Source organism: Vibrio sp. CCB-PB317 (assembly GCF_022808245.1).
In the GTDB taxonomy this organism is placed as follows: Bacteria; Pseudomonadota; Gammaproteobacteria; order Enterobacterales; family Vibrionaceae; genus Vibrio; species Vibrio diabolicus.
In genome coordinates, this window is record NZ_JALGNU010000001.1 from 1,374,787 (window position 1) to 1,400,384 (window position 25,598).

A 25,598-nucleotide genomic window follows, 5' to 3' on the forward strand; every position below is an offset into this window, starting at 1 on the left:
TTTAACGCAGGCTTCTTTACATTTGCACGATGACATCTTTGATAGGCTATTTTGTTTGGTGGCTTGGCGCCTTATAGAAGTGGCTTTCGACTAGGCGTTGAGTGATCGGATGTTCTGGGCTAGTGAGTACCTGGTTAGTTTCGCCAAACTCGACCACTTCACCTTCATGCATCACCATCACTTTGTCAGTGATGTGCTTAACAATGCCAATGTGTTGAGATACATACACAAACGACAATCCCATCTCTTCTTGTAACTCGAGGAATAAGTTAATGATCTGTGAGCGCATTGCCATATCCAAACCGTTTAACGCCTCGTCAGCGACAATGATGGAAGGTTGAAGAATAAGCGCACGAGCTAAACACACACGCTGTTTTTGGCCTGCCGCTAGCATTTGTGGGTAAAAATAGGCGTGTTCAGGCAACAATCCGACGCGGAGTAGGGTGTTCTTCACACGCTGCATGCGTGCATCTGGCGGCATGTTGGTGTTTCGCTTTAATGGACCTTCCAAAATACGGCCAATCTGGATACGCGGGTTGAGCGATGTGTTTGGATCTTGGAAAATCATGCGAATGAGCTTACAGCGTGTCGCGTAATCTTTGTGCTCCAACCGTTCGCCATTCACACGGATCTCTCCGGAGCTTGGCTCTACAACGCCTGCAAGCATACGGGCAAGAGTGGATTTTCCTGAACCGTTTTGGCCAATAAAACCGATAGTTTGCCCCGGCTCTAACGTAAAGCTCACCGGTTTGACAGCCTCATTAACCTGACGTTTGAATAGTCGGGAGCGCGTAACAAACTGCTTCGATAAATTATCGACTTCAAGTAACGCACTCATGACTTTTTCTCCGTGTTCAATGGAAAGTGGCAGTTAAATTTATGATTCTTAATTCGTCTGGTGTGTGGAATTTCAACACATTGTTTCTGCGCATACGGACAACGTGGACCGAGTCGACAACCGATTGGCAGATGCTGCAATGGCGGAATCGAGCCCGGTAGGGATTGGAGTTTTTGCTTGTGTGGTACCCAATCATTAAAGTCTGGCATCGCTTTAAGCAAGGCATCTGTATACGGGTGCTTGGGTGCTGCAATGATTTTACTGGTATCGGCAGACTCTACCGACTGACCACAATACATTACCGTAATGCGGCCCGCCCATTGTGTGATGGTCGCTAAGTCGTGACCGATAAGCAGAATGGTCGTGTTATTGAGCTGGTTCATACGGCTCAATAAACGTAATATTTGCGACTGGGTAATCGGGTCCAAGTCGTTGGTTGGTTCATCTGCGATTAGCAACTTTGGTTTGGTCGCTATCGCCATGGCAATCATGACTTTTTGACACTCACCATCGGTCAGTTCATAAGGATAGCTACCCATTAAACGCTTGTGATCTTTAATGCCTACTTTATGCAGAAGCGCGATGGCCTGTTTTTTACGCCATTTAAATCGCTCCCACCATTTCCCTTCAAACGCACGAGATGGAATGGACTCGATCAATTGACGTCCCACTTCTTCTGAAGGGTCAAGACAAGTTGAAGGCTCTTGGAAAATCATCGCAATATCACGAGCAATGACGCGCCGACGCTCTTTTGGCGTAAGCTGAAGCAAGTCAATATTGCCAAGGCGCATACGGTCCGCGGTAATGCGCCAGTTATCTTTACTTACCCCGACAATCGCTTTTGCAACTAAGCTTTTCCCTGAACCAGACTCACCTACAAGACCACGAATCTCACCTTCATTCAAAGTTAGGCTCATTCGGTCCACGGCTTTGACCAACCCTTGAGGGGTTTCAATCTCAATAGTCAAATGTCGAATATCTAACAACGGCATTATTCGATCCCCGCATTAAGCGCTTGACGTACACCTTCACCTACTAAGTTTAGGGTAATAACGGTAAACATGATGGTTAGGCCGGGTAGGGTTACGGTCCAAGGTGCAATATAAATCAACTCGACAGAGTCACCTAATATCGCTCCCCACTCAGTACTTGGGGCTTGTGCGCCTAAGCCAAGAAAACCCAGCGCAGTAATATCTAAAATCGCAGCAGAGAGCGCGAGCGTGATTTCAGCAGCAATAACCGTCAATATGTTGGGAAGAATTGAACTCCACAGTAAGTAGAAATCATTAGCGCCATCAAGGCGTGCCGCCATGATGTAGTCTTTTTCAACTTCGGTGTGGACTGCGATATAAACGGAGCGAATAAAACGCGGAATCAAAGCCAAGCAGATCGCGAGTAAAATATTGAACTCACCAAAGCCTAGAAATGCCACAAAAATGATTGCTAATAAGAGCGACGGTATCGACATGACGGTATCGAGCAAGTGATTGAGGGTACTCGACAGTAAGCCTTTCGTCATACCTGCTAATACGCCAATCAAACAACCTACGACCGCGGCAATCGCAGTGATGGCAACGGCTGCACCAAATGTAAGTTGAGAGCCCATGATCAAGCGTGACAGAATGTCTCGGCCTAAGTCATCGGTCCCCAAAAAGTAATCAACCGTTCCAGCTGGGGCCCATGATGGCGGCACAAGCAATTCGCCTGACTGTGCTTGGGCATCAAACGGCGCAAGCAGTGGCGCAAAAATGGTAATTAGGACGATAAATACCAAGCACCATAGGCCAAACATGGCTAGCCCGTTGGCGCGGTAACTTCGCCAAAATCGCTCAAACTGTGTTGGAATGCGCTCTTCCTGATAAACGTTATTTGTTAGCATACCATTCCTTTCGAACTAAAGGGTTAATCATCGCGCCAATCAAATCAGAGAGAATATTAGCGGTGAGAACCAAAGTCGCAAGTACCATCACGCCAGCTTGGATTGATGCATAATCTTGGTTTGCCAATGCATCTAACAACCAACGACCAATACCTGGCCAGTTAAAAATAGATTCAGTGATGATAGCCAAGGTAATCATACTGGAAAGCTGAACACCGACTTTGGGGATGATAGGCGGTATCGCATTACGCAGCACATGTTGAGTAACGATCTCGCGGTTAGAGAGACCTTTGATTCTCGCTGCACGAATGTAGTTTTGGCTCATCACTTCCGCCACCGAAGAACGCATTAGTCCGACAACCTGCGTGGTTGGAGCCAAAGCAAGCACCAAACATGGCAGCACCATATGCTCAATGACGCTTTGCAGTGCGTGAGCGCGGTATTCACCTTTCGCCATGAAAGCGTCGATAATGGCAAATCCGGTTACATGATCAATTTCGTAAAGCAGGTCATACCGTCCTGCCACGGGAAAGAGTTGGTATTCCAATGAAAAAACCATGATAAGTAGCAGAGCCACCCAAAAAATTGGAGCGGAATAACCAGACATCGACATGAATGAAATGCTGGTGTCGAGCCATTTACCTTGCTTCATCCCAGCCACGGTTCCAAGCGGAATACCGATCAGAAGGGACACCAAAAAGGCAAAAAAGCACAGTTCCAAAGTGGCAGGGAATACGACGGCGAGCTCGTCATAAATCGCGTTGCCGTTTTTACTTATGCCAAAATCAAGCTGAGAAAGGTTGATTAAGTAAGTTTGCCAGCCAGACCAAAAATCAACGTTTGCCCAGTGCGAGAGCGGGTCGAGGCGAAGCAGAGAAAAGCCCACTAACGTGAGGATCATCAAAGTGATGAAAAATAGGTTAAAGCGTCGAACGGTATACCAAAACATCAGTGAATTCTCTCAACTCTATCAAACGGTTGGGCATTGAAAGGGCTTGATTTGAAGCCTGTCAGTGATTTGTCGTGAACACGGAATTGCACACCATGTGCCAGAGGAATTACCGGGAATTCTTGATTTAAAATGTTCTGCGCTTGGCGATATAGGTTCAGACGGTAACGCGGTTCTTGGGTTTCCAATGCCAAATCGAGCAAGAAATCGAAATCATCGTTACACCACATCGATACGTTGAGGCCAACGCGATCAGACTCACAAGATAATAACGGGCGGAAAAAGTTGTCAGGGTCCCCGGTATCACCAATCCAACCAGTTAAAAGTAAATCGATGTCGTTGATGTTCTCTAAATCCACACGTTCGAATCTATCATCGGTTAGCAACGTTAACTCAACCCCAATATCGGCAAAATTCGCTTGGATTAGCTCCGCGGTCTTACGAGGACTTGGGTTAAAGGCGCGTGGTTCAAGTGGTACCCACACGGTCAGCTCTAGACCGTCTTCATAGCCAGCATCACGGAGTAGTGCTAATGCATAGTTACGGTCATAACGAATTTTTACGCTGTCCTTTTGATAAGCCCATGAATTAGGCGGTAGCAATGTATAAGCTTGCGAGCCAGTTCCGTAGTAAACCGAATCTAAAATGTTCTGACGGTTAATCGCTAAGTTAAGTGCTTGGCGGACGCGAGCATCACTCAGTGCCGTCGTTTCAGTGTTGATCGCAATAAAGGATACGTTGTTGGCTGGCGTAGCAGTTAGCTCAAGATTGTCATTTTCTTGAATAACGGGTATTTGGCTCGAAATAGGCGAAGAGAGCACATCGCACTCGTTTCTTAAAAGTTTCGCCAAGGTACCAGTGCCTCGATGAGAGATATCGAACACCACTTGTTCCATTTTTGCTGGTGACTTCCAGTAATTAGAATGACGCTCTAATCGAATCAAGTCGTTCACTTGGTACTCTTTTAGTTGATATGGGCCGGTACCGATAGGAAGTTGGTCGATTTCTTCTTTATGATCTTTTGCTGCCAGTTGCTGTCCGTACTCCGCAGACAATATGACAGCATGGCTGGTGGCAATATTTGCCAAGAAGGAAAAATTTGGCTGAGATAAGGTAAACCTTACCGTATGCTCGTCAATCGCAGTCACGTCTTGCAGCAGGTTTTGAAAATCTAACCCTGCAAACCATGGATAAAAACCACCACCTACTTGGTGAAAAGGATGGTCTACATCAATGATTCGCTTGAAGCTAAATACCACATCCTTTGCATTCAATGGGCGAGTGGGAGTGAACCAGGACGTGGTTTGGAATTGAACATTACGTTTAAGCTTAAATGTGTATTCCGTTCCTGACTCATTCACAGACCAACTCTCAGCGATATTTGCTACTGGCTGATGTGATTTAGGATCGAGCGTGAGCAGCGTATCGTACAACTGCGGGCTCAGTGCCTCTGCGGTAATACCGCTATCAATAAGCTGAGGGTTAAACGTGGTTGGCTTACCTTGTCCGCAAAACACAAAGCCAGCTTTGCGAATGTCATTGTGGTCAATTTCATCACCACAAGCGGTCAGTAGGCTAATCCCAATAAGGCTCAGCGATAATCTTATAAAAGCATTCATAATATGAAATGTTCATTGGATCTTGCTTGTTTCATTTGATCTTACTCTTTCAGAGCTAACAAGCGAAAATGATCTCGCTAATTTATCACCTTTGTGAACTCGCTCCAAACATAAAATCCATACGCTGTAAGGTGTTATGCTTGAAAGACATACAAATTAGAGCGCTGTCACTCGCTCGCTAACCGATCAAGCACCTTCGACCAAGCTAGCTTTGCCCGACTAAACCATATTTTCTAACCATCCCTCGTAATTGGTGGTAGCTCAAACCAAGTAACTCGGCTGCTTGTCGTTGATTAAACTTGGCCTCTTCTAATGCGCGATTGAGTAAGTGGATGTCTTGCTCTTCTTGCCACTGTTTATAGTCTAGAGGGAATTGAACTGCGCTGCTTGGTGCTTCCTCTTCTTGCTGCAGTTCGGCTTGCTCGGCATTATGACCAAGCGTGTTATTCCAAACTGTTTCAAAAGGATTGAAAATCAGTTCATCAATTGGATCGGCACTGAGACCATGTTGGTAAATAGCACGTTCAATCACGTTTTTTAGTTCACGGACATTACCTGGCCATTCATATTCAAGAAGCGAATGCTGTGCTTTTGAGGTAAAACCGACAAAATATTCCAGTTGAAGTTCACGACACATCTTCATCGCGTAGTGCTCTGCTAAAGAGAGGATGTCTTCTTTTCGTTCACGAAGAGGAGGCAGCATGATGACATCAAACGCTAAACGATCGAGTAAGTCGGCACGGAAATCGCCTTGTTCCGCCAATTTTGGTAAGTCCGCATTGGTTGCACAAACAAGTCGAACATCCGCATTGAGAGCGGTATGACCGCCAACTCGTTCATATTCACCATATTCGATGACACGCAACAGCTTTTCTTGAACTAAAAGTGGTGCGGTGGCCAGTTCGTCAAGAAACAAAGTGCCGCCTTCGGCGCGTTCGAAACGTCCTTTATGCTTGCCCTTAGAACCTGTAAAAGAACCGGATTCATGACCAAATAGCTCTGAATCTATTAGTCCTTCGCTTAAGGTCGCACAGTTGAGTGATAGTAGTGGCTTATCCCAACGTCTTGATAAATAATGCAAACGCTGAGCGATGAGTTCTTTACCCGTTCCTCGTTCACCGATAATGAGGACTGGACGCTCAATAGGCGCAAGTTGTGATACTTTATCTAGTACGGCGAGAAAAGCAGGTGATTCACCAATCAGGTTTTGCTTCATAAAGTCCTTCTTATTTAACAGCCGAGCCATGATTTACATATGGAGTTGGTGAATTTCACCAACAGTTGGTGAAAAACATCATAGCATAATAGTGCATAACGACAACAAAATGCATAAACTGCTGATTTTAAATGTAATTTTAAGTTGGCATGCTACTTGTAATGTATTCAGGGAGACGCAAGGTCAATCACCACCTTGTCGAGTTTTAATAGGAAAAAAGAGGAGTTCCGTTATGGGTATTTTTTCTCGATTTGCAGATATCGTTAACTCAAACATCAGTGCATTGCTGGACAAGGCGGAAGATCCTGAAAAAATGATCCGTCTTATCATTCAAGAAATGGAAGACACACTTGTTGAAGTGCGTACTAACTCGGCTAAAGCGATTGCAGACAAAAAAGAGTTGGCTCGTAAAGTTGAAACGTTAGAAGAGCAAATTGGCGAATGGGGCCAAAAAGCGAGCCTAGCGTTGGTAAAACAGCGTGAAGATTTGGCTCGTGCAGCATTAATTGAAAAGCAAAAGCTTGAGCAAGTGATTAAAGGCCTTCACACTGAGCAGACGTTAGTAGAAGAAACGATCGACAAGCTTACAGGCGAGATCGGTAAGTTAGAAAGCAAAATTGCAGAAACGCGTGCAAAACAGCAAGCACTAGCAATTCGTAACCAAACCGCCTCTAACCGTCGTGATGTGCAAAAACACCTGCACACTAGCCGTACTAATGAAGCGATGGCAAAGTTTGAGCAGTACTCGCGTAAAGTGGATGAAATGGAAGCGGAAGCAGATTTGTACGCACAAACTGGTAATGCAAAATCGCTAGAGCAAGAGTTTGCAGAGCTTCAAGCTCAAGACGAAATCGAAAAAGAGTTGGCAAAACTGAAAGAACAGATGTCATCGAAAGATAAATAATAAAGGAGCCATTTATGTCGACATTTTTATTTGCAGGACCAGCAATTGTCTTTCTGATCTTTGTCGCTCCTCTATGGCTCTTCTTACACTATCGCAGTAAACGCAAAACGGATAGTGCTCTGTCAAGCCAGGATCTGGAGCGCCTTCAGGTACTATCTGAAAAAGCGGAAGCGATGCAGTCCCGAGTTGATACATTGGAGCGCATCTTGGATGCTGAGTCACCAACATGGAGACGCAAGTATGACTAATCGAGAGCTGTATCGTGACCCAGTAAATGGCAAAATCTCCGGTGTTTGCGCCGGAATCGCCAACTACTTTGGTGCAGAGGTTTGGTTGATTCGTATTGTAGTGATTTCTGCAGCGCTGTTGGGCGGTACGTTTTTGGTGTTGTTAGCATACGTCGCGATGGCGTTTATGTTAGAAAAGCAACCAGTGACGTATTCTGAAAATATCCGAGCGCAACAAGAACACACACTTAAAAGTAAGCCTTGGCAGAAAGGACAAAGTCCGGACCAATTGCTCAGTGTGTTGGAACGCGATTTTGACCGTCTTGATGGCAAAATCCGTAACATGGAAGCGTATGTTACGTCTGATACATATAGGGTGAATCGGGAGTTCAGCAAGCTCTAAACACTCCGCATCCAAAGAAGATTTAAACGAAGCAGGCGCAAAGCCTGCTTTTTTGTCACAAATTACTAATTTTAAAGCACTATTAATCTTTTCAACTCTGGAAGTTCGCCCAGAATTCATCTACTTTAAAAATAATCCCTTAATTTTTTATGGATGAATGTAATGAGAAGATTGCTCATTCCTGTCGCCATCTCGGCTGTGTTGTCGGGGTGTGGTAAAGAACTTCCCCCTGTTCCAGAACCTGAATCCCGCCCCGCGAAGCTATTTACAGTATCTGTTGGCAATGCCCAATTTGAACGACACTTTCCTGCCACGACGGAAGCTGGTGATAAAGCGGTACTGACGTTTCGAGTTCCTGGACTTCTTCAAACGATTGAGGTGAATGAAGGTCAAGTCGTCAGCAAAGGCGATGTATTGGCTTCATTAAACCCTGATGAATATTCTCTGCTTGAACAGCAAGCTCGGGCAAATTTCGCGCTCGCAGACGTGCAGTACAAGCGATACCAAAAGTTACGTAAAGACCAAGTGGTGTCCGAACAAGATTTTGATGAGGCAAAAGCGAATCACAATTCAGCCAAAGCTCAGTGGAATCAAGCAAAGGCAAATTTAAGGTATACCAAACTTGTCGCGCCATATGATGGTACGATTTCGTATATTCCAGCAGAAAACCATGAGTATGTCGCCGCAAAAGAAGGCGTGATGAATATTCAATCCAACCAACTGCTTAAGGTGATATTCCAAGTCCCTGACTATCTGCTAAATCGTTACACCCAGGGTAGCGATGTCTCTGCCAGAATGGTCTTTGACGCTTTCCCCGAGCAGTCATTTGACTTGACCTTTCAAGAAATCGATACAGAAGCCGATCCTAAAACCGGTAGTTACAAAGTCACTATGGTTATGGAGCGACCAGCAGAAATAGGCCTTTTACCGGGCATGTCTGGTAATGCTTACCTCCTATCTAAAAATGCTGGTGCAACAAAAATTCCTAATTCCGCGCTGCTAGAAGAGAACGGCAAAACATACGTTTGGCGTGTTGATGAGCAAGGCATTGTGTCCAAAGCCGCTATTGAGATGAATGACAAAAACCAAGTGTTAGCTGGGCTTAACGATGGCGATCAAATCATTATCTCTGGTGTTAGTGTAATTGAACCCGGAATTAAGGTAAGAGCCTGGATTAAGGAAAGAGGGTTGTAATATGAAAGGAATCATCTCTCTAGCGGCATTATTTTCAACGTTTCTTCTTGTTGGTTGTGGCGATAAGGCACCAGAAAAAGCTCTTGAGACACCGCGTGTAAGAGTTACCTCATTAGCGGGAAATAAGGTGGATGACAACTTATATTTCCCTGCGGTTGCGAATGCAGCGGATCGCTCTCATTTGAGTTTCCGAGTGACAGGAGAAGTCAGCCGCATCATGGTAAAAGAGGGTGATAAAGTCACGAAGGGTGATGTTATCGCAACGTTGGACCCTACGGACTATGAGTTGGATGTAGATAATGCGAGTGCGCGTTTTTCTGTTGTTGACAGTCAGTATCGCCGTTCACGTCCTTTGGTTGATAAAGGCCTATTAGCTAAGTCTCAGTTTGATGAAATTGCAGCACAACGACAAATCGCTCTGGCTGAGCTTAAGTTAGCGAAACTCCGTTTATCATTTACTGCCTTAAAGGCGCCTGTGGATGGGATCATTTCTCGAGTTAATATCGAGCAATTCGAAAATGTCCAAGTCGGACAGCATATCGTCAATATTCATAGTTTGGAGCGAGTAGAGGTGCTGATTCAACTTCCAGACCGGCTCTATGTGAACCAACCGCCAACGGAAGAAAGACTTACCGCGATAAAAGCATTGGTGCGCGTCCCTAGTGGTAACGAGTACAACGCGACCGTGAAAGAATTTACGACTGAGCCAGACCCAACCACAGGCACGTTTACCGTCACATTATCGCTTCCTATGCCGGAAGAAGAATACATCCTAGATGGGATGGCAGTTGAGGTGACCTCCAAAGATAAGAACGTTGGCTTGGATCTCAATTTAGGAATTAATGTTCCTATTGAAGCCATTTTCAATGCGGACGGTGACGAGCTGGGGCGGGAAAACAAATTTGTTTGGGTACTGAATGATGACAATACGGTATCGCGCAGACAGGTTCGAGCAGGTAAGGCATCTAAAACGTCCATTCAAATCCTTGATGGTCTCATGCTGAAAGACAAAGTTGTGATTGCCGGTGTTTCTCGGTTAAGGGATGGCATGAAAGTGGAAGTGATACAGGAAATGGCTACGCAGGAGGCCGGTCTATGAGCGATCTTAATAAATCAGTGCCTCAAAGTGATGATGATGTGACCGGTATTGCTGCGTACTTCATCCGAAATCGTGTCATCAGTTGGATGGTCGCACTGATCTTTTTGATTGGTGGTATCGCTGCATTCTTTGGGTTAGGGCGTCTTGAAGACCCTGCTTTTACCATCAAAGATGCCATGGTGGTGACCTCTTATCCTGGTGCGACGCCGCAACAAGTCGAAGAAGAAGTGACTTATCCGATCGAAAAAGCGATTCAGCAGCTTACTTATGTTGATGAAGTGAATTCGATTTCTAGCCGAGGATTATCGCAAATCACGGTCACGATGAAGAACAATTATGGCCCTGATGATCTACCACAAATTTGGGATGAGTTACGCCGTAAAGTGAATGACCTTAAAGGGACGTTGCCTCCGGGTGTGAATGAACCTCAAGTGATCGATGATTTTGGTGATGTTTACGGGATTTTGTTAGCGGTGACTGGCGACGGTTATAGCTACAAAGAGCTACTGGATTACGTCGATTACTTACGCCGAGAGCTCGAACTGGTTGATGGAGTGAGCAAAGTTTCGGTATCCGGGCAGCAGCAAGAGCAAGTTTTCATCGAAGTATCGATGAAAAAGCTGAGCAGTATAGGACTTTCTCCCGATACGGTCTTTAATCTTCTCTCGACGCAAAACGTGGTTTCTGACGCAGGGGCGATCAGAATTGGTGACGAGTACATCAGAATTCAGCCGACTGGCGAATTCCAGAGTGTGGATGAGCTAGGCGATTTGTTGATTACTGAGTCGGGAGCTCAGGGGCTCATCTTCTTGAAAGATGTGGCGGAAATAAAACGTGGGTATGTAGAAGTACCGAGTAATATTATTAATTTTAACGGCAGCCTCGCACTGAGCGTGGGTGTTTCTTTTGCTGAAGGTGTCAACGTCGTTGAAGTCGGAAAAGCATTTGATCATCGCCTTGCCGAGCTAAAGTACCAACAACCTGTCGGTATCGAAATTTCCGAAATTTACAGTCAGCCTAAAGAGGTGGATAAATCGGTTAGCGGTTTTGTTGTCAGCTTGGCTCAAGCTGTCGGTATCGTCATTATCGTACTTCTGTTCTTTATGGGGCTACGTTCAGGTCTGCTTATCGGTTTAATTTTACTGCTGACGGTGTTGGGTACGTTCATTTTCATGAAGTATCTCGCGATAGATTTGCAGCGGATTTCATTAGGTGCTTTGGTTATCGCGTTAGGTATGCTGGTGGACAATGCAATCGTCGTGGTTGAGGGGATTTTGATTGGTACCCAAAAAGGGCGAACTCGACTCCAAGCGGCGACTGATATCGTTACCCAAACCAAGTGGCCATTACTTGGGGCAACTGTGATTGCGGTAACTGCATTTGCGCCCATTGGACTGTCTGAAGACTCGACGGGTGAATACTGTGGCACTTTGTTTACGGTTCTGCTGATCTCATTGATGTTGAGTTGGTTTACCGCTATCTCGTTGACACCATTCTTTGCTGACATCTTCTTTAAAGGCCAGAAGATTAAACAAGGTGAAGGGGAAGAAAATGATCCATATAACGGGGTTATTTTCGTTATTTATAAAAAGTTTCTTCAGTTTTGTATGCGTCGTGCTTGGTTTACCGTTGTGGTGCTGATTGCGGGATTAGCGGCAAGTGTTTATGGGTTCACCTTTGTGAAGCAAGCGTTTTTCCCATCGTCGACAACGCCTATTTTTCAGTTAGATGTATGGATGCCGGAAGGAACTGATATTCGCGCCACCAACACAACGCTTAAAGAGCTAGAACGTTGGTTAACCAAGCAAGAGCATGTCGACCATATCACGACGACTGCAGGTAAAGGCTTACAGCGCTTTATGCTAACGTACGCGCCAGAGAAAAGTTATGCGGCTTATGGTGAGATAACCACTCGTATGGAAAATTACGAAGCGTTAAAACCATTAATGGCGAAGTTTCGAGAGTATTTAAAAGCCAATTACCCAGAAATCAATTACAAGCTCAAACAGATTGAGTTAGGTCCAGGTGGTGGTGCAAAAATTGAAGCGCGCATTATCGGCTCTGATCCAACCGTCCTTCGTACGATAGCCGCTCAGGTCAAGGACATCATGTACGCCGATCCTCAGGCAACAAATATCAGGCATGATTGGCGTGAACGAACCCAAGTTCTTGAACCTCAGTTTAACGAGAGTCAGGCACGTCGCTATGGCATTACAAAATCAGATGTCGATGACTTCTTGTCCATGTCATTCTCTGGAATGACGATAGGCCTTTACCGAGACGGCACGACACTCATGCCTATCGTGGCTCGCTTACCTGAAGATGAACGCATTGATATTCGTAACATTGAAGGGATGAAAATATGGAGCCCAGCACAGAGTGAGTTTATCCCACTTCAACAAGTTACAATGGGTTACGACATGCGCTGGGAGGATCCTATCATCGTGCGTAAGAACCGTAAGCGCATGCTCACTGTGATGGCAGACCCTGATATTCTAGGTGAAGAAACCGCATCGACGTTGCAAAAACGTTTACAGCCCCAAATCGAAGCGATTCAAATGCCTCCTGGCTATTCACTAGAATGGGGTGGTGAATACGAATCTTCAGGTGATGCTCAAGAGTCGCTGTTTACTACCATGCCAATGGGGTACTTGTTCATGTTCTTGATCACCGTATTCCTATTTAACTCAATCAAAGAGCCACTCATTGTTTGGCTTACCGTGCCGCTGGCGTTAATTGGTGTCACCACCGGTTTGTTGGCACTCAACACGCCGTTTGGTTTTATGGCATTGCTCGGCTTCTTAAGCTTATCGGGAATGGTGCTCAAAAATGGCATCGTATTACTGGACCAAATTGAAATAGAAATGAAATCGGGTAAAGAGGCTTATGATGCGGTCGTTGATGCTGCGGTAAGCCGTGTTCGTCCTGTGTGTATGGCTGCAATCACGACGATCCTTGGTATGATCCCACTATTACCAGATATTTTCTTCAAACCAATGGCGGTTACGATTATGTTTGGTTTGGGCTTTGCGACAGTCCTGACACTGATTGTCGTGCCAGTGTTGTATCGTTTGTTCCATAAAGTGGCAGTACCGAAACAGGCTTAGTGTTACTGATATAACGATGAAAAGTATCGCGCCTCTAGCTCATCAGTTAGAGGCGCTTTTTAAGGAAGAATAATGACAGAACAAAAAACGTGTGCGTGGGCGATGAATCACCCATTGGAGCGCGAATATCATGATTCCGAATGGGGCGTGCCAGTATATGACGACCAAACCCTGTTTGAATTTATTACGTTGGAAGGTGCGCAAGCTGGGCTTAGTTGGATTACCATTCTTAAAAAGCGCGAAGGGTATAGAGAAGCGTTCGAGAACTACGACCTAGATGCGTTGGAACAAAGAAATGAAGAACGCGCTGAATACATCGTGGAAAACTTCGATGTTGTAAGGCATCGCGGAAAGATTAACTCGGTTTTCAGTAATGCCAAAGCGGCCAAAGCGTTAATTGCTGAATACGGAAGTTTATCAGACGCGTTGTGGCAGTTCGTGGACGGCGAACCAATCGTCAATCAATGGCAACATATGAGTGACGTGCCAGCTTCGACAGAGCAATCCAAAGCCATGAGTAAATTCCTTAAAAAGAAAGGCTTCAAGTTTGTCGGTGAAACCATCTGTTATGCTTTCATGCAAGCCGTTGGCATGGTGGATGACCATATCGTTGGATGTCCTAAAAAGCAGAATAAGTAACGTTTGGCTTATTAAGTTTATGTTGTTAGTTCTGGCTATCATGAATACGTTCCAAAGCTTCGATTCGACGCCATTGAGTGGCATCGAAGCTTTGTTTTCTTAAAGCAATGATTTCTGCCTGTTTTTCGTCTTGCCCTAGAAAATCCCTATTCAGAATCTCTTGACGCTGTTTTAAGTAAGTGGCGAGTTGAGTCTCAAATGATGCTCTTTGCTCATCAAGCTTTTGCAGCCTTTGCGCTCCAGCGTCTCCCACCAGTGCAACACGGGCGATGTACTTATCTTGTGAATCAAGCTGAGAAGCTTGCTCGAGTTGCTCCGCTAATGCGTTATTGCGTTCACTTTCTCGGATATAATCTGGTTGTTCTGATAGCGCTTGATTGAGAAGGTGTGTTTGACTCTCGATATCCGATGCCTGTTTTTTAATCGTCAGCTTTTCCAATGCAAGTTGGCGAAGTCGGTTTTCTTCGTCAAACAATTGAGCTATCTGGACCTCGCTAAAGTATTGAAGTTGTAAATTCAGTATCGCTTCATTCAGCATGGTTAACTGTTCAAGCGTTAGTTGGTTATGCTCAAAAGGCTCCAATGCAGAGAGCGCTTGCTTGTAGGAAAGGTAGGTCTGGAAGAGTTTGGCATCAATATTCAGTGTTTGTTTTGCTAAAGTGTCATCATTGACTTCCGCTTTGATCGTATCGAGATCTTCTTCGCCCAGTCGGCTAAGAGAATATTCGAAGAAGTCTTTTGGGGAAGAGACATCGGCGGCTATATCTTGCTGAGATTGCGAATGGTTAGAGGTTGTCTCTTGTTGTTTGTCGCTTTGCAACAGAGAAAGCGCTCCCACGCCAAATATCGAGAGCAGGATAAAAGTGGTGAGAGCGACTTTCTTCATTGTCATGACCTCTTATAAACCTTGAAGTTTGAGACGATTTGCATGTTGGCGATAAAGCGTGACTGGATCGGTTTCAAAAAGATGATGAATACCGAGTAGGCCGTTAATTTCATCCAAATGGTTCATTTGATAATCATCACGTATGACTTTGCCCAAATGTGTGCTGCACGCACCAACTAAGCCATCATTTGGCCCATCAAAGGCTAAGCCAAGTACCATCATGGCAGCGTCGGTCGGATCGAAAACGTTTGTAAAAGTGGATGATCCGGTCCATGAGTAGTAATAAACGCCATTTGAAGCCAGCAAGTCACCATTACCACATTCACTGGTAGGGACTCCCTCTGGGTAGTGTTGGTTAAACGCTAATGATCCTTCCGTGGTTAATGCTGCTAGTGAGGCTAAAGGGTCTTGGTCGAGATCAGAACCGCCTGATAGAAGATTAATAAGAGTGGTTAAGCCTTGCGCCAGTTTTACCGCGAGCTGCTCACTACCAGAACCCTCAGATACGGTGCCACGAACTAAATCTGCCACTTTAGACCCTTTATTAACGCCACCTATACTCGTAACTGATGCAACTAGGTCTGGACGGACAGAGGCAACATAGCGCGTTGTTGGACCACCATGACTGTGACCGATGAGATTGACTTTCTCTGCGCCTGTTGCAGCAAGTAAGGTTTCTACTTGAGCAAGCAGTTGTTCCCCTCTAACTTCGCTGCTGTTGGTCGCGGATACCTGCGCTACATAAACTTTAGCGCCGTCTTTCGTTAAGGAATGTGGTATTCCGAAAAAGTAATCTACGCCTGCGAGGGTATCAAAACCAAATAATCCATGAACCAGAACAATCGGATACTTGGTTTGGGTATAACCCGTTGCGGCGTGTACGGTGGTTATTGGGACGGTAATTAAGGTAAAAAGCATTAGCGCTATGAATTTGAGTTTCAAAACTATCTCCTTGTGGTATGACCTCTTATGAATGATAAAAAGTAGGAGAGAAACTCTAAATTTGGAAAGCCTATTTGTGGCGCATTATTTCATTCTGTGACTGCTCAATTGAAAAACAACACAAATGATTAACATTAACGAATAGGTGGTGGGAATGTTAGGTAATTCTAATTAAGTCTGCGAGTTATAAAAACGCCCCGCGAAGCAGGGCGATTCAATTACTATTTTAGAGAGACTTCTTTTTCTAAAATTAACGCGTTATAGCGTGCAAAACCAGCCTCTAGATCGGCGAGCAAGTCATCCACGTCTTCTAAGCCAATATGAATACGAACTAAAGTGCCCTCAAAGTGTGGGTGCGCTACGGTTCTCAAGCTGTTAAAGCTCTTTGGTTCGTTAGCTAGAATGAGGCTTTCATACCCGCCCCAAGAATAACCCATACTGAAGTGTTTCATACCGTCAAGCAGAGCCGTCGTCGCTTTTGGATAAGACGTTTTGAGAACAAATGAAAACAAGCCGTTTCCACCAGTGAAGTCACGTTTGAAAAACTCATGGCCAGGGCACGATTCCAATGCTGGGTGGCGGACATGATCAACTTCCGGACGAGAAGCTAGCCACTTGGCGACTTTCAAGCTACTTTCTGCGTGTTGTCTTAGGCGAACATCCAGCGTGCGAATACCACGAAGGCCTAGGTATGCGTCGTCAGGAGAAACGCACTGACCCATCAAGTAGCTTTGTTCACGCAGTTGGGGCCAGTATTTTTCGGAAGCTACGGCTGTACCTAACATTACATCAGAGTGACCAACTATGTATTTGGTGGCGGCTTGAATGGAAATATCGACACCATGTTCAAATGGTGAGAAGTTCACGCCAGCTCCCCATGTGTTATCAAGCATCACAATAATATCGTGCTCGTGAGCAATGCGCGCCAATGTTGGTACATCCTGCACCTCCATTGTGACTGACCCCGGAGATTCTAGGAAAAGGACTTTGGTATTTGGTTGAATCAAATCACGAATACCTTCGCCGATCATCGGATCATAATAGGTAGTTTCGATGCCCATTTTCTTCATGATGGTATTACAAAAATCACGAGTTGGTTCGTAACAAGTATCCACCATCAGAATGTGATCGCCAGTTTCGACGAAAGAGAGAATCGCATTTGAAATTGCTGCCGTGCCACAAGGGTAGAGAGCACAACCTGATCCACCTTCAATCTCAACCATTGCATCTTGAAAAGCGAAGTGCGTGTTGGTGCCACGGCGACCATAAAATAATGTTTTATTGGTGCGGTTCATGGTGGCTTGGTTCTTCTCTGCAACCGTGTTGAATACCACGGTTGAAGCGCGTTGAACGGGTGGGTTTACAACACCGTTTGTCCACTTTTTATCGCGGCCAGCGGTAATGAGCTTGGTTTTTTTGCCCTCTGACATAAAAGTTCCCTGTCTTAAATATTACGATTTTGATTATTTAAAACATGGACGACATAACGTTTGCAAGGGAAAAGTCAACTATCACCCAATAATAGCCGAGATTATCGAGTGAAGGCGTCAAAGCTGAAAGGTTGAGTTGTAGGCTTAGAGTGTATCGCTAAGGTGAAAAACGTAAGTAGAACAAACCTCCAGCAAGACGCTTGAAGCGCTGGAGGCTTTTTAGTCGGTGTATTTGAGGTATTAGAGGAGTGGATTGAAGAGATAGAACACTCGCTCTAAGAATCGAGAAAATAGGCTTCTTTTCTCCCATTCTTCCAATACAACAGTGTGAGATTGCTTAATATAGCTATCTTGTAACCAAGACATTTGCTTCGTGAACTCTTCGTCGTCAACGGCGAGGGTAACTTCGAAGTTTAGCCACAAGCTGCGCATATCCATGTTTACGGTGCCAACTAAACAGAATTGGTCGTCAATTACGACGGATTTCGTATGCAGCAAACCACCATAAAACTCATAGATTTTGACTCCTGCACACAAAAGCTCACTATAAAACGCGCGTGACGCCCATTGCACCATCATCGAGTCATTTTTATGTGGAATAATGAGTTCAACATCAATGCCTCGTTGTGCTGTCATCTTTAACGTTTCAAGTAAGTCTGCATTGGGCACGAAATATGGCGTTGTAATTCGTACCGAGCGATTGGCTTGGTTGATTGCCAATGTTAATACTTGATAGATCAGATATTCCGGCATACCAGGGCCAGAAGGCACAACCTGAATAGGGTGTTGGAATTCACTCTCATCGATCTTGCATTCAGGTAGTCTCGGTAAATGACGTTCGCCAGTTTCGACTTCCCAATCCCAACAGTGGATAGCACTCAATACGTTTACCGTTGGTCCCGTAATGCGAACCATGATGTCCACCCAATGCCCGACGCCACTGTTTTGTTTGAAGTAAGCCGGGTCAACCAAGTTCATTGAACCTGTATAAGCAATTTCATCATCAATTACGATGATCTTGCGATGTTGGCGAAGATCAAGACGACGTAAGAAAATACGCCACATCTTCACTTCTAGCGCTTGAATAACTTCAATTCCAGCATCCTGCATCATTCGATACCAAGGACTTCTGAAAAAACGTGGACTACCTGCTGAATCGAGCAATAGTTTGACATCGACGCCGCGTTTAGCCGCTTGGATAAGTGCAGAAGCGACAGAGTCAGCCAAACCACCTGGATGCCAAATGTAGAATACCATTCGAATACTGCTCTGGGCGTTTTCGATGTCTTCAATAATGGAATGCAAAATCTCATTAGGTGACTGTTGCAGCGACAATGTATTACCGCTTAATGCGGGAAGACCAAGGCGGTTGTTACAAAGTTCATCAATTCGGTAGATGTGCCTTCCCATCGTTTCTGGGTTGTGCGCGTTACAGTCGTTCAACTGACTGAACCACTTCTCGAATGGTGTAAACATCTCTTTTGCGCGTTCGGCCCGTTTTCTGCCTAAGTTCAGTTCACCGAAGAGGAAATAACACGCGACACCCAGAACGGGAAGGATATAAATGATCATTAGCCAAGCTAAAGACACGCTCACTGCACGGCGCTTTAAAACGACACGAATGGTCACACCTGCGACCAGTAACCAATATAGCCCGATGCCAGCTAAAGTAAGAAAGTGATAAAACTTGTCCATATACGCTCAGAGTAATATGCCCTTGTAGGATATTAAGCATAAAAGTGGGTTGGGGGGAATAGATTTCCCATTTAGACGTGGGATTGACCTTATATGAGGAACAAATTTCATAACAGCTGATTCTGTTATTTTAATGTAAAAAATAAGGTCATTCTTTAACTTTTGAACAAAAAAGCAGCATTTAACCTGCGTAACTCGACACTTGTGCGATAAATGTACTTTTTTGGGGTTCCAATTTTAAAGGGGAGCTGCTTTACTTTCTAGACATAGTGCGTCGAACGCTTATTTTATAAGTGTACAATAATTTTTACATAAACTTTTTAGACGCCTATCTCTATGCATACACAACAAACTAATTTTGGAGAAAAAGCGTGGCTACAACTAATACAGCAGCACCACGTGATACGTGGGGGTCTAAACTAGGCTTCGTAATGGCAGCAGCGGGTTCCGCTGTCGGTTTAGGCAATATATGGAAATTCCCTTACACAGCGGGTGAGAGTGGCGGCGGTGCATTCGTTGCTATCTACCTTATCTTTGTTATTTTTATCGGCTTTAGCGTGATGCTGACAGAGTTCGCTATTGGTCGTAAGACAGGTCTTTCTGCCGTAGGTGCATTCAAAACAACTGACCGACGCTGGACGTTCACTGGCGTTATGGGAGTCTTCAGTGGTCTTTTGATCATGGGCTTCTACCCAGTGGTTGGTGGTTGGGCATTGGCCTACATCTTTAAAGTGGGCGGTGGTCTACTCAGCGCGCCAGAAGCAATTGGCGACAGCTTTGGCGGTTTCATCTCAGATCCGATTCAACCTTTAATGTGGATGGGGGTTTACCTGTTCCTTAACGTCATGATTGTGATGAAAGGGATTTCGGGTGGTATTGAGAAAGCCGGTAAGGTTCTGATGCCGCTTTTGTTCTTAATCCTAATCGTTGTTTCTGTTAAAGGCTTGATGCTGCCAGGTGCAATGGCTGGCCTTGAGTTCTTATTCATGCCGGACTTTTCTAAAGTCGATAGCAATGTGGTTCTTGCTGCACTAGGGCAGGCGTTCTTCTCACTTAGCTTAGGTATGGGCTGTATGATGACGTACGGTTCTTACCTGAAGAAGAAAGAGAACCTAGTTCAAACAACCGGTATGGTTACTGCGATGGATACAGGTGTAGCGATTCTTGCTGGTGTTGCTATGTTCCCAGCTATGTTTGCCTTTGGCATGGAGCCTGCGGCAGGCCCTGGTCTTGTATTCGTTGTCGTTCCTCAACTATTTGCTGAAATGGGCGGTGTGATTGGGTTGCTATTCGCGTTGCTATTTTTCATCGGCTTGACGGTGGCGGCATTAACTTCTTCAGTATCACTATTGGAAGTTGTCGTGTCTTACCTAATCGATGAGAAAGGCATGAAGCGCTCTAACGCGGTTCTGTCTGCAAGTGCAGTTATGGCGGCATTATGTATTTTTGCGTCACTATCGTTAGGTGGAATGGGGCCAACGCTGTTTGGTACAGGTGCCTTTGATATCTTCGACTTGCTAACGGACAAAATCTTCCTAGCGGTTGGTGGTATGTTGGTTTGTATCTTTGCTGGATGGCGCCTAAGCCGTGCTGAGCTAGAAAAAGAGATCACTAATGACGGCGAAGTATCCTTCCCGCTATTTGGATTGTGGTACAACCTAGTTAAATACCTGATTCCTGTTGCGATTGCTATTGTTGCCTTCATGGGGATTAAGTCTGGCTTTGATAGTGGCAAAGGTGAAATCATGCTGCTGGGTATCGCAATCATTGGTCTTGCTGGCATTTTCTCGAAGAAGCTTTAGCAAAGACCTTGGGGGCAAGCCTCGATAGCTTTGTCCGGTAACTTATGTATACTGCTGGCTCCAAACGTGGAGCCAGTTTTTTATGTTCGATATTCTACATACCCATCCCGATTTTCTGATCATCAATAAGCATCCCAACGTCTCTGTTCATAAAGACGATGGCGACACAATGCTGCTGCAAGAAGTGGCTAAGCAGAGTGGTGATCAGCAGCTCTATCTTATCCATCGCTTGGATAAAATGACATCGGGTATTCTGCTCCTCGGACGCAACGCCAAAGCGGCCAGTGCATTATCGCAAGCTTTTGCTGACCGCCAAGTGGAAAAGTTCTATCTGGCGATTGGCTCTAAAAAGCCGAAAAAGAAACAAGGTTTGGTCGTTGGTGATATGGAGCGTTCGCGCCGTTCATCATGGAAGCTGGTCAACAGCAAAAATAACCCAGCCGTCACCCAGTTTTTCTCTCTTGCGGCAGAGTCCGGAGAGCGCCTATTTTTATGTAAGCCACACACTGGTAAAACGCATCAAATCCGCGTGGCATTAAAATCGGTTGGCTCAGGTATTGTTGGCGACCCGATTTACAATGCAGGCAATGAGGCTGATCGCGGTTATCTGCATGCATTTTCACTTTGCTTCCAATACCGAGATGAGCAATATCGCTTTGTTTGCGATCCACGAGAATACAAAGTGCTTGGTAACAAATGGCACAGTGAAGTCGTCTCTCAGGGTTTGGATACTTGGCTTTCCCCCTGGGAACTGAACTGGCCTACGATCAAATAATCGTCACAAAGAAAACTAATAAGAGAACTCGATGCAAGCATCACAACTTCCGCTGTTTTTTCAGCATCTAGAAACCGAGCTCGCGCAAGCTCCGAATGAAATTCGTCGACTGTTTCATGGTCGTGGCCGCCGTTTTGAGGGCTTAGAGCAAATTACCTGTGATTGGTTACAAGGTCAGTTGATCATCAACTTGTTTAAAGAAGTCGACGACGCATTTCTAGCTGAGCTGAAAAGCGGCCTCAATGCGTTGGCACTATCACCACTGTGGGCAGACAAGCAAGGTCGCACTATGGTTCTTCAGCACCGTTATGCCGATGGTGCGCCTTCAGAAGTGCTTGTCGGTGAATTAGACGCTCGCCCTGTCGTTGAAGAAAGCGGTTTGAAATACCAACTGGATATTGGCCGCAACCAAAACTTCGGTCTGTTTTTGGACATGCGCTACGGTCGTGATTGGGTACGGGAAAATGCGAAGCACAAAAACGTGCTTAACTTGTTTGCTTACACGTGTGGCTTTTCTGTCGCTGCCATTGCGGGTGGCGCAGATAAAGTGGTTAACGTCGACATGGCAAAAGCGTCGCTGTCTAAAGGTCGTGAGAACCACAAGCTAAATGGTCATAACATCAACCAGGTAAGCTTTATGGGGCACGATATCTTCAAATCGTGGGGTAAGATTAAAAAATCTGGTCAGTATGACTTGATTATCATCGATCCGCCTTCATTCCAGAAAGGCAGCTTTGCGCTGACGAAAGATTACAAAAAGATTCTACGTCGGTTGCCAGATTTGTTGGCAGAAGGTGGTCAAGTGATGGCATGTGTGAACTCGCCATCTGTGACAAGCGACTTCTTGATTGAAAGCATGAAAGAAGAAGCGCCAGAGTTGACATTCCGTGAGCGTCTGGATAACCCACCAGAGTTTATGGACGTAGACAGCGAAGCAGCATTGAAAGTGTTGTTATTTAGTTAAAAGACTTTTGTTGCAACAGCAGTAACATAAAAAAAGCGCCGCGAAACATCTAGACAGACGTATCGCGGCGCTTTTTGTATTTGGAAAACTAACCAATCTGCACTTCAAGATCCGCTTCGATGGTTGATGAGCAGGCGAGCACATAGCCTTGTTCAATTTCGTCTGGCGTTAATGTTTCTAGGCAGGTGGAAGAGACGTTGCCTTGACGAACCTTGCATTTGCACGAGCCACAAATGCCGCTACGACAAGCGACGATTAATGGTAAACCTGCGCCTTCAAGCACATCGGCCAATACCTGACCTTTTTGCGCATCGATGGTTTGAGCAAAGTCAGGAACAGAAACACAAACAGCTTCATCGGATACCGATGTTTCTGCGCCAGTCGCTGGCGTAAAACTCTCTTGGTAGAAGTTCGTCATGTCAAAACCAAGGTCATTCAAATAGCCGTGAACATCTTGCATAAACTGGCTTGGACCACACAGGTAAACGGTGCGCTGTTTGAAATCAGGAACAAGCTCTTTAAGCCAGTCGGCATTCAAACGACCTTGTGGGTGTGACGTTCCTTCGCGGTTTTTAAGCAACAGCTTTAAATGGAAGTTGGGATACACAGCGTCGAACGTTTCTAGCTGATCGTAGTAAATCGTCTCTTCTGGGCTGCGTGCGATATGAAGAAATGCGATGTCCACATCGTTGTCGTTTTCATCTTGATTACTCAGCCAGTGTTTTGCCATCGAAAATACTGGCGTGACGCCGCAACCTGCACTGATAAGCAAGGCTTTTGTTTCGCCATCACGTAAAACGGGTGGATGGTCAATGCAGTTAAATTCGCCCGCTGGTGGTAATGCTTGAACGGTATCACCAAGCAGCAGCGAGTCAACGATGTAGTTCGATACTTTACCGCCAGATACTCGTTTGATGGTGAGTTGAAGGTGATCGTCTTCATTGATCGAGCTGATTGAATAGGCACGAAACTCCATTTTTCCATCAATTTCGACGCCCAAGTTAATAAACTGGCCAGGCTTAAACTGAAACAGAAGTGATTCGGTTAGTTCGGCCAATTTTATGCTGACGGTGTCGTGTGTTTCGAAGTATTTGTCGATGCAACGGAGTGTGACGGGTTGGTTACCTTGCCATTCAAAAAACATAACAATCTCTTTGGTTGTGGCTATTTTTAGTTCGAAATAGATAGCGCCTCCACGTAAGGAGGCGCGTAACAAGCAGGTTTATTAAGCTGCTAGGATGGCTTTTAGATCATCCTGAACATTGCCAATACTGCGCATATCGAACTTCTCTTGGATGATGGCGATTAGGTTTGGCGTTAGGAATGCCGGTGCAGTAGGGCCTGTGTAAATGCCTTTCACGCCCAATGCAAATAGCGTTAGCAAGATAACGATCGCTTTTTGCTCGAACCAAGAAAGCACAAGCGTGAGTGGTAGTTCATTGATGTCACAGTCAAACTCTTTCGCCAGTGCAAGTGCAAGCTGGATTGCAGAGTAAGCATCGTTACATTGGCCCACATCCAATAGGCGAGGGATGCCGTTGATATCGCCGAACGTATTCTTGTTGAAGCGGAACTTACCACACGCCAAGGTCAGGATTAGCGTGTCTTCTGGCGCTTCAGCCGTAAAATCGGTGTAGTAGCTGCGTTCCGCTTTATCGCCGTCACAGCCGCCGACTAGGAAGAAGTGTTTGATGTTGCCTTGCTTCACTTGGTCGATAACCGCAGGGGCGGCGTTCATCAGTGCATTGCGACCAAAACCAACCGTGATGTGGTGTTCGATTTCATCGTGTTGGAAACCGTCTTGCGCTAGAGCACATTCAATCACTTGGCTAAAGTCATTGCCTTCGATGTGAGCCACTCCAGGCCAGCCAACAATACTGCGGGTGAATAGACGGTCTGCGTATTGACCTACATTTGGATTCAACAAACAGTTTGACGTCATTACGATTGCGCCTGGGAAGTTGGCGAATTCTTTCTGTTGGTTTTGCCATGCGCTGCCGTAGTTGCCGACAAGATGAGGGTATTTCTTCAGCTCAGGGTAGCCGTGTGCAGGCAGCATTTCGCCGTTGGTGTAAACGTTAATGCCTTTGCCTTCAGTCTGTTGCAAGATTTTTTCTAGGTCATGCAAATCATGGCCAGAAACAAGAATACATTTGCCTTTTACTGGCTTGACGTTCACCGTGGTTGGTTCTGGATGACCGAAGGTCGTTGTTTCACCTTGGTCGAGCATTTCCATCACTTTATAGTTCATCAGGCCAATGCGCATTGAGCAATCAAGTAGTTCACCGAGATCTTCAGGATCAGTACCTAACCACGCCATGATTTCATGGTATTCGGCATAGATATCGTTGTTGGTTTGCTCAAGAACACGTGCGTGCTCCATGTACGCTGCGGCACCTTTAAGTCCGTATAGGCAAAGTAGGCGTAGGCCAATAACATCTTCATGTACTTGGTCTTTACCACGGTTAACCGCGACTTGAGGAGCAAAAGCTAAGATCGCTTCTGCGCTGTTTGGTAGCTCAAAGTGAGCAACCGCAGGAATGTCAGCGACTTCGGTATCGGCAAGCGTTGCTGCAGACATCACTTGCTCTTTTAGCAATGCTTTATACGTTGCAGCTTGAGAAGTCAGCTCTAGGACACGTGTAGGGTCGAAGTTTACGTTCGTCAATGTAGAGAAAAATGCTTTTGGTGCCCATTGGTTGATTTCATCGTTAATGATATTGAATTCAAGTGCTTTTGATGCCCAAAAAGAAACCCCTTGCAGTGTGTAAACCAACACGTCTTGTAGGTCTGATACTTCAGAAGTTTTGCCACACATGCCTTGTGCAAAAGAACAACCTTTAACAGCAGGGGTTTGAATTGTCTGTTCACATTGAATACAGAACATATTGGGTTCTCCAGTGATTGTTTTAATAGTCGTGATGTTGACCACTAGAGAGCAGAATGCGTGCCAATTGTTATCTTATTGATTTATATTTAATTTTATCGGTTTTAGATGAATGGTTGATGTAATTAAGACAACGCAGTTGA

General features: G+C 45.3%; 22 protein-coding genes. 10 read left to right on the plus strand and 12 right to left on the minus strand.

Translation table 11 applies throughout. The features are described 5' to 3' along the window. Positions 1–46 precede the first annotated feature (46 nt). The 6 genes from MTR11_RS06430 to pspF all read right to left on the minus strand — a co-directional run bounded on the left by MTR11_RS06430 (position 47) and on the right by pspF (position 6,501). On the minus strand, positions 47–838 hold the full coding sequence (locus MTR11_RS06430) for an ATP-binding cassette domain-containing protein (protein WP_006742848.1): 792 nt from the start codon (positions 836–838) through the stop codon (positions 47–49). Next, positions 835–1,830: an oligopeptide/dipeptide ABC transporter ATP-binding protein gene (locus MTR11_RS06435; RefSeq protein WP_005378126.1), complete on the minus strand. Its 996-nt coding sequence runs from the start codon at positions 1,828–1,830 to the stop codon at positions 835–837. The genes MTR11_RS06430 and MTR11_RS06435 overlap by 4 nt, the downstream gene beginning before the upstream one ends. Beyond that, positions 1,830–2,717: an ABC transporter permease subunit gene (locus MTR11_RS06440; protein WP_243327157.1), complete on the minus strand. Its 888-nt coding sequence runs from the start codon at positions 2,715–2,717 to the stop codon at positions 1,830–1,832. Before MTR11_RS06440 ends, MTR11_RS06435 begins: the two co-directional genes overlap by 1 nt. Continuing rightward, positions 2,704–3,666, minus strand: a complete 963-nt coding sequence (locus MTR11_RS06445) for an ABC transporter permease (RefSeq protein WP_046874787.1) — start codon at positions 3,664–3,666, stop codon at positions 2,704–2,706. Before MTR11_RS06445 ends, MTR11_RS06440 begins: the two co-directional genes overlap by 14 nt. After that, positions 3,666–5,285 (minus strand): ABC transporter substrate-binding protein SapA, encoded by a 1,620-nt coding sequence (gene sapA, locus MTR11_RS06450; protein ID WP_243327158.1) that lies wholly within the window; start codon positions 5,283–5,285, stop codon positions 3,666–3,668. Before sapA ends, MTR11_RS06445 begins: the two co-directional genes overlap by 1 nt. 205 nt (positions 5,286–5,490) lie before the next feature. Continuing rightward, positions 5,491–6,501 (minus strand): phage shock protein operon transcriptional activator, encoded by a 1,011-nt coding sequence (pspF, locus tag MTR11_RS06455; RefSeq protein ID WP_085343085.1) that lies wholly within the window; start codon positions 6,499–6,501, stop codon positions 5,491–5,493. Between the two features lie 232 nt (positions 6,502–6,733). Between pspF and pspA the strand changes: the two genes are divergently transcribed. The 7 genes from pspA (at position 6,734) to MTR11_RS06490 (ending at position 14,074) form a co-directional block, all read left to right on the plus strand. Beyond that, positions 6,734–7,405, plus strand: a complete 672-nt coding sequence (gene pspA, locus MTR11_RS06460) for a phage shock protein PspA (protein ID WP_085343087.1) — start codon at positions 6,734–6,736, stop codon at positions 7,403–7,405. A 14-nt stretch (positions 7,406–7,419) separates the two neighbouring features. Beyond that, positions 7,420–7,653, plus strand: coding sequence for an envelope stress response membrane protein PspB (gene pspB / locus MTR11_RS06465; RefSeq protein ID WP_046874790.1), 234 nt, complete (start codon positions 7,420–7,422; stop codon positions 7,651–7,653). Then, the gene (gene pspC / locus MTR11_RS06470) at positions 7,646–8,035 is read left to right on the plus strand and encodes an envelope stress response membrane protein PspC (protein ID WP_012841944.1); all 390 of its coding nucleotides are present in this window, start codon (positions 7,646–7,648) and stop codon (positions 8,033–8,035) included. Before pspB ends, pspC begins: the two co-directional genes overlap by 8 nt. A 162-nt stretch (positions 8,036–8,197) precedes the next feature. Continuing rightward, the gene (locus MTR11_RS06475; RefSeq protein WP_047008606.1) at positions 8,198–9,229 is read left to right on the plus strand and encodes an efflux RND transporter periplasmic adaptor subunit; all 1,032 of its coding nucleotides are present in this window, start codon (positions 8,198–8,200) and stop codon (positions 9,227–9,229) included. A 1-nt stretch (position 9,230) separates the two neighbouring features. Next, positions 9,231–10,328, plus strand: coding sequence for an efflux RND transporter periplasmic adaptor subunit (locus MTR11_RS06480; protein WP_085343089.1), 1,098 nt, complete (start codon positions 9,231–9,233; stop codon positions 10,326–10,328). Next, positions 10,325–13,435, plus strand: a complete 3,111-nt coding sequence (gene vmeI, locus MTR11_RS06485) for an efflux RND transporter permease subunit VmeI (RefSeq protein ID WP_243327159.1) — start codon at positions 10,325–10,327, stop codon at positions 13,433–13,435. Before MTR11_RS06480 ends, vmeI begins: the two co-directional genes overlap by 4 nt. Positions 13,436–13,507: 72 nt before the next feature. Next, positions 13,508–14,074, plus strand: coding sequence for a DNA-3-methyladenine glycosylase I (locus MTR11_RS06490; RefSeq protein ID WP_104971518.1), 567 nt, complete (start codon positions 13,508–13,510; stop codon positions 14,072–14,074). Positions 14,075–14,099: 25 nt separating this feature from the next. On the opposite strand, the gene MTR11_RS06495 is transcribed toward MTR11_RS06490, so the two are convergent. From MTR11_RS06495 to cls, 4 genes are all read right to left on the minus strand, one after another. Beyond that, complete coding sequence (locus tag MTR11_RS06495; protein WP_243327160.1) at positions 14,100–14,960, minus strand: lipase secretion chaperone; 861 nt, start codon at positions 14,958–14,960, stop codon at positions 14,100–14,102. 12 nt (positions 14,961–14,972) lie between these two features. Next, positions 14,973–15,878 carry an esterase/lipase family protein gene (locus MTR11_RS06500; protein WP_031780337.1) on the minus strand — a complete coding sequence of 302 codons (906 nt, stop codon included), beginning with the start codon at positions 15,876–15,878 and terminating at the stop codon, positions 14,973–14,975. 245 nt (positions 15,879–16,123) lie between these two features. Further along, positions 16,124–17,332, minus strand: a complete 1,209-nt coding sequence (locus MTR11_RS06505; RefSeq protein ID WP_243327161.1) for a cystathionine beta-lyase — start codon at positions 17,330–17,332, stop codon at positions 16,124–16,126. Positions 17,333–17,572: 240 nt separating this feature from the next. Beyond that, a complete protein-coding gene (gene cls, locus MTR11_RS06510) occupies positions 17,573–19,027 on the minus strand; it encodes a cardiolipin synthase (RefSeq protein ID WP_005393277.1) in 1,455 nt (484 codons plus the stop codon). A 431-nt stretch (positions 19,028–19,458) separates the two neighbouring features. Here cls and MTR11_RS06515 point away from each other — a divergent pair, with 431 nt between their 5' ends. The 3 genes from MTR11_RS06515 (at position 19,459) to MTR11_RS06525 (ending at position 22,568) form a co-directional block, all read left to right on the plus strand. Beyond that, a complete protein-coding gene (locus tag MTR11_RS06515) occupies positions 19,459–20,829 on the plus strand; it encodes a sodium-dependent transporter (RefSeq protein WP_042522154.1) in 1,371 nt (456 codons plus the stop codon). Between the two features lie 82 nt (positions 20,830–20,911). Then, the gene (locus MTR11_RS06520; protein ID WP_243327162.1) at positions 20,912–21,604 is read left to right on the plus strand and encodes a TIGR01621 family pseudouridine synthase; all 693 of its coding nucleotides are present in this window, start codon (positions 20,912–20,914) and stop codon (positions 21,602–21,604) included. 31 nt (positions 21,605–21,635) lie between these two features. Then, positions 21,636–22,568: a class I SAM-dependent methyltransferase gene (locus MTR11_RS06525; RefSeq protein WP_234499314.1), complete on the plus strand. Its 933-nt coding sequence runs from the start codon at positions 21,636–21,638 to the stop codon at positions 22,566–22,568. Positions 22,569–22,656: 88 nt separating this feature from the next. On the opposite strand, the gene MTR11_RS06530 is transcribed toward MTR11_RS06525, so the two are convergent. Then, complete coding sequence (locus MTR11_RS06530; protein ID WP_243327163.1) at positions 22,657–23,712, minus strand: hybrid-cluster NAD(P)-dependent oxidoreductase; 1,056 nt, start codon at positions 23,710–23,712, stop codon at positions 22,657–22,659. A gap of 81 nt (positions 23,713–23,793) precedes the next feature. Further along, a complete protein-coding gene (gene hcp / locus MTR11_RS06535) occupies positions 23,794–25,455 on the minus strand; it encodes a hydroxylamine reductase (RefSeq protein ID WP_243327164.1) in 1,662 nt (553 codons plus the stop codon). Between the last annotated feature and the right edge of the window lie 143 nt (positions 25,456–25,598).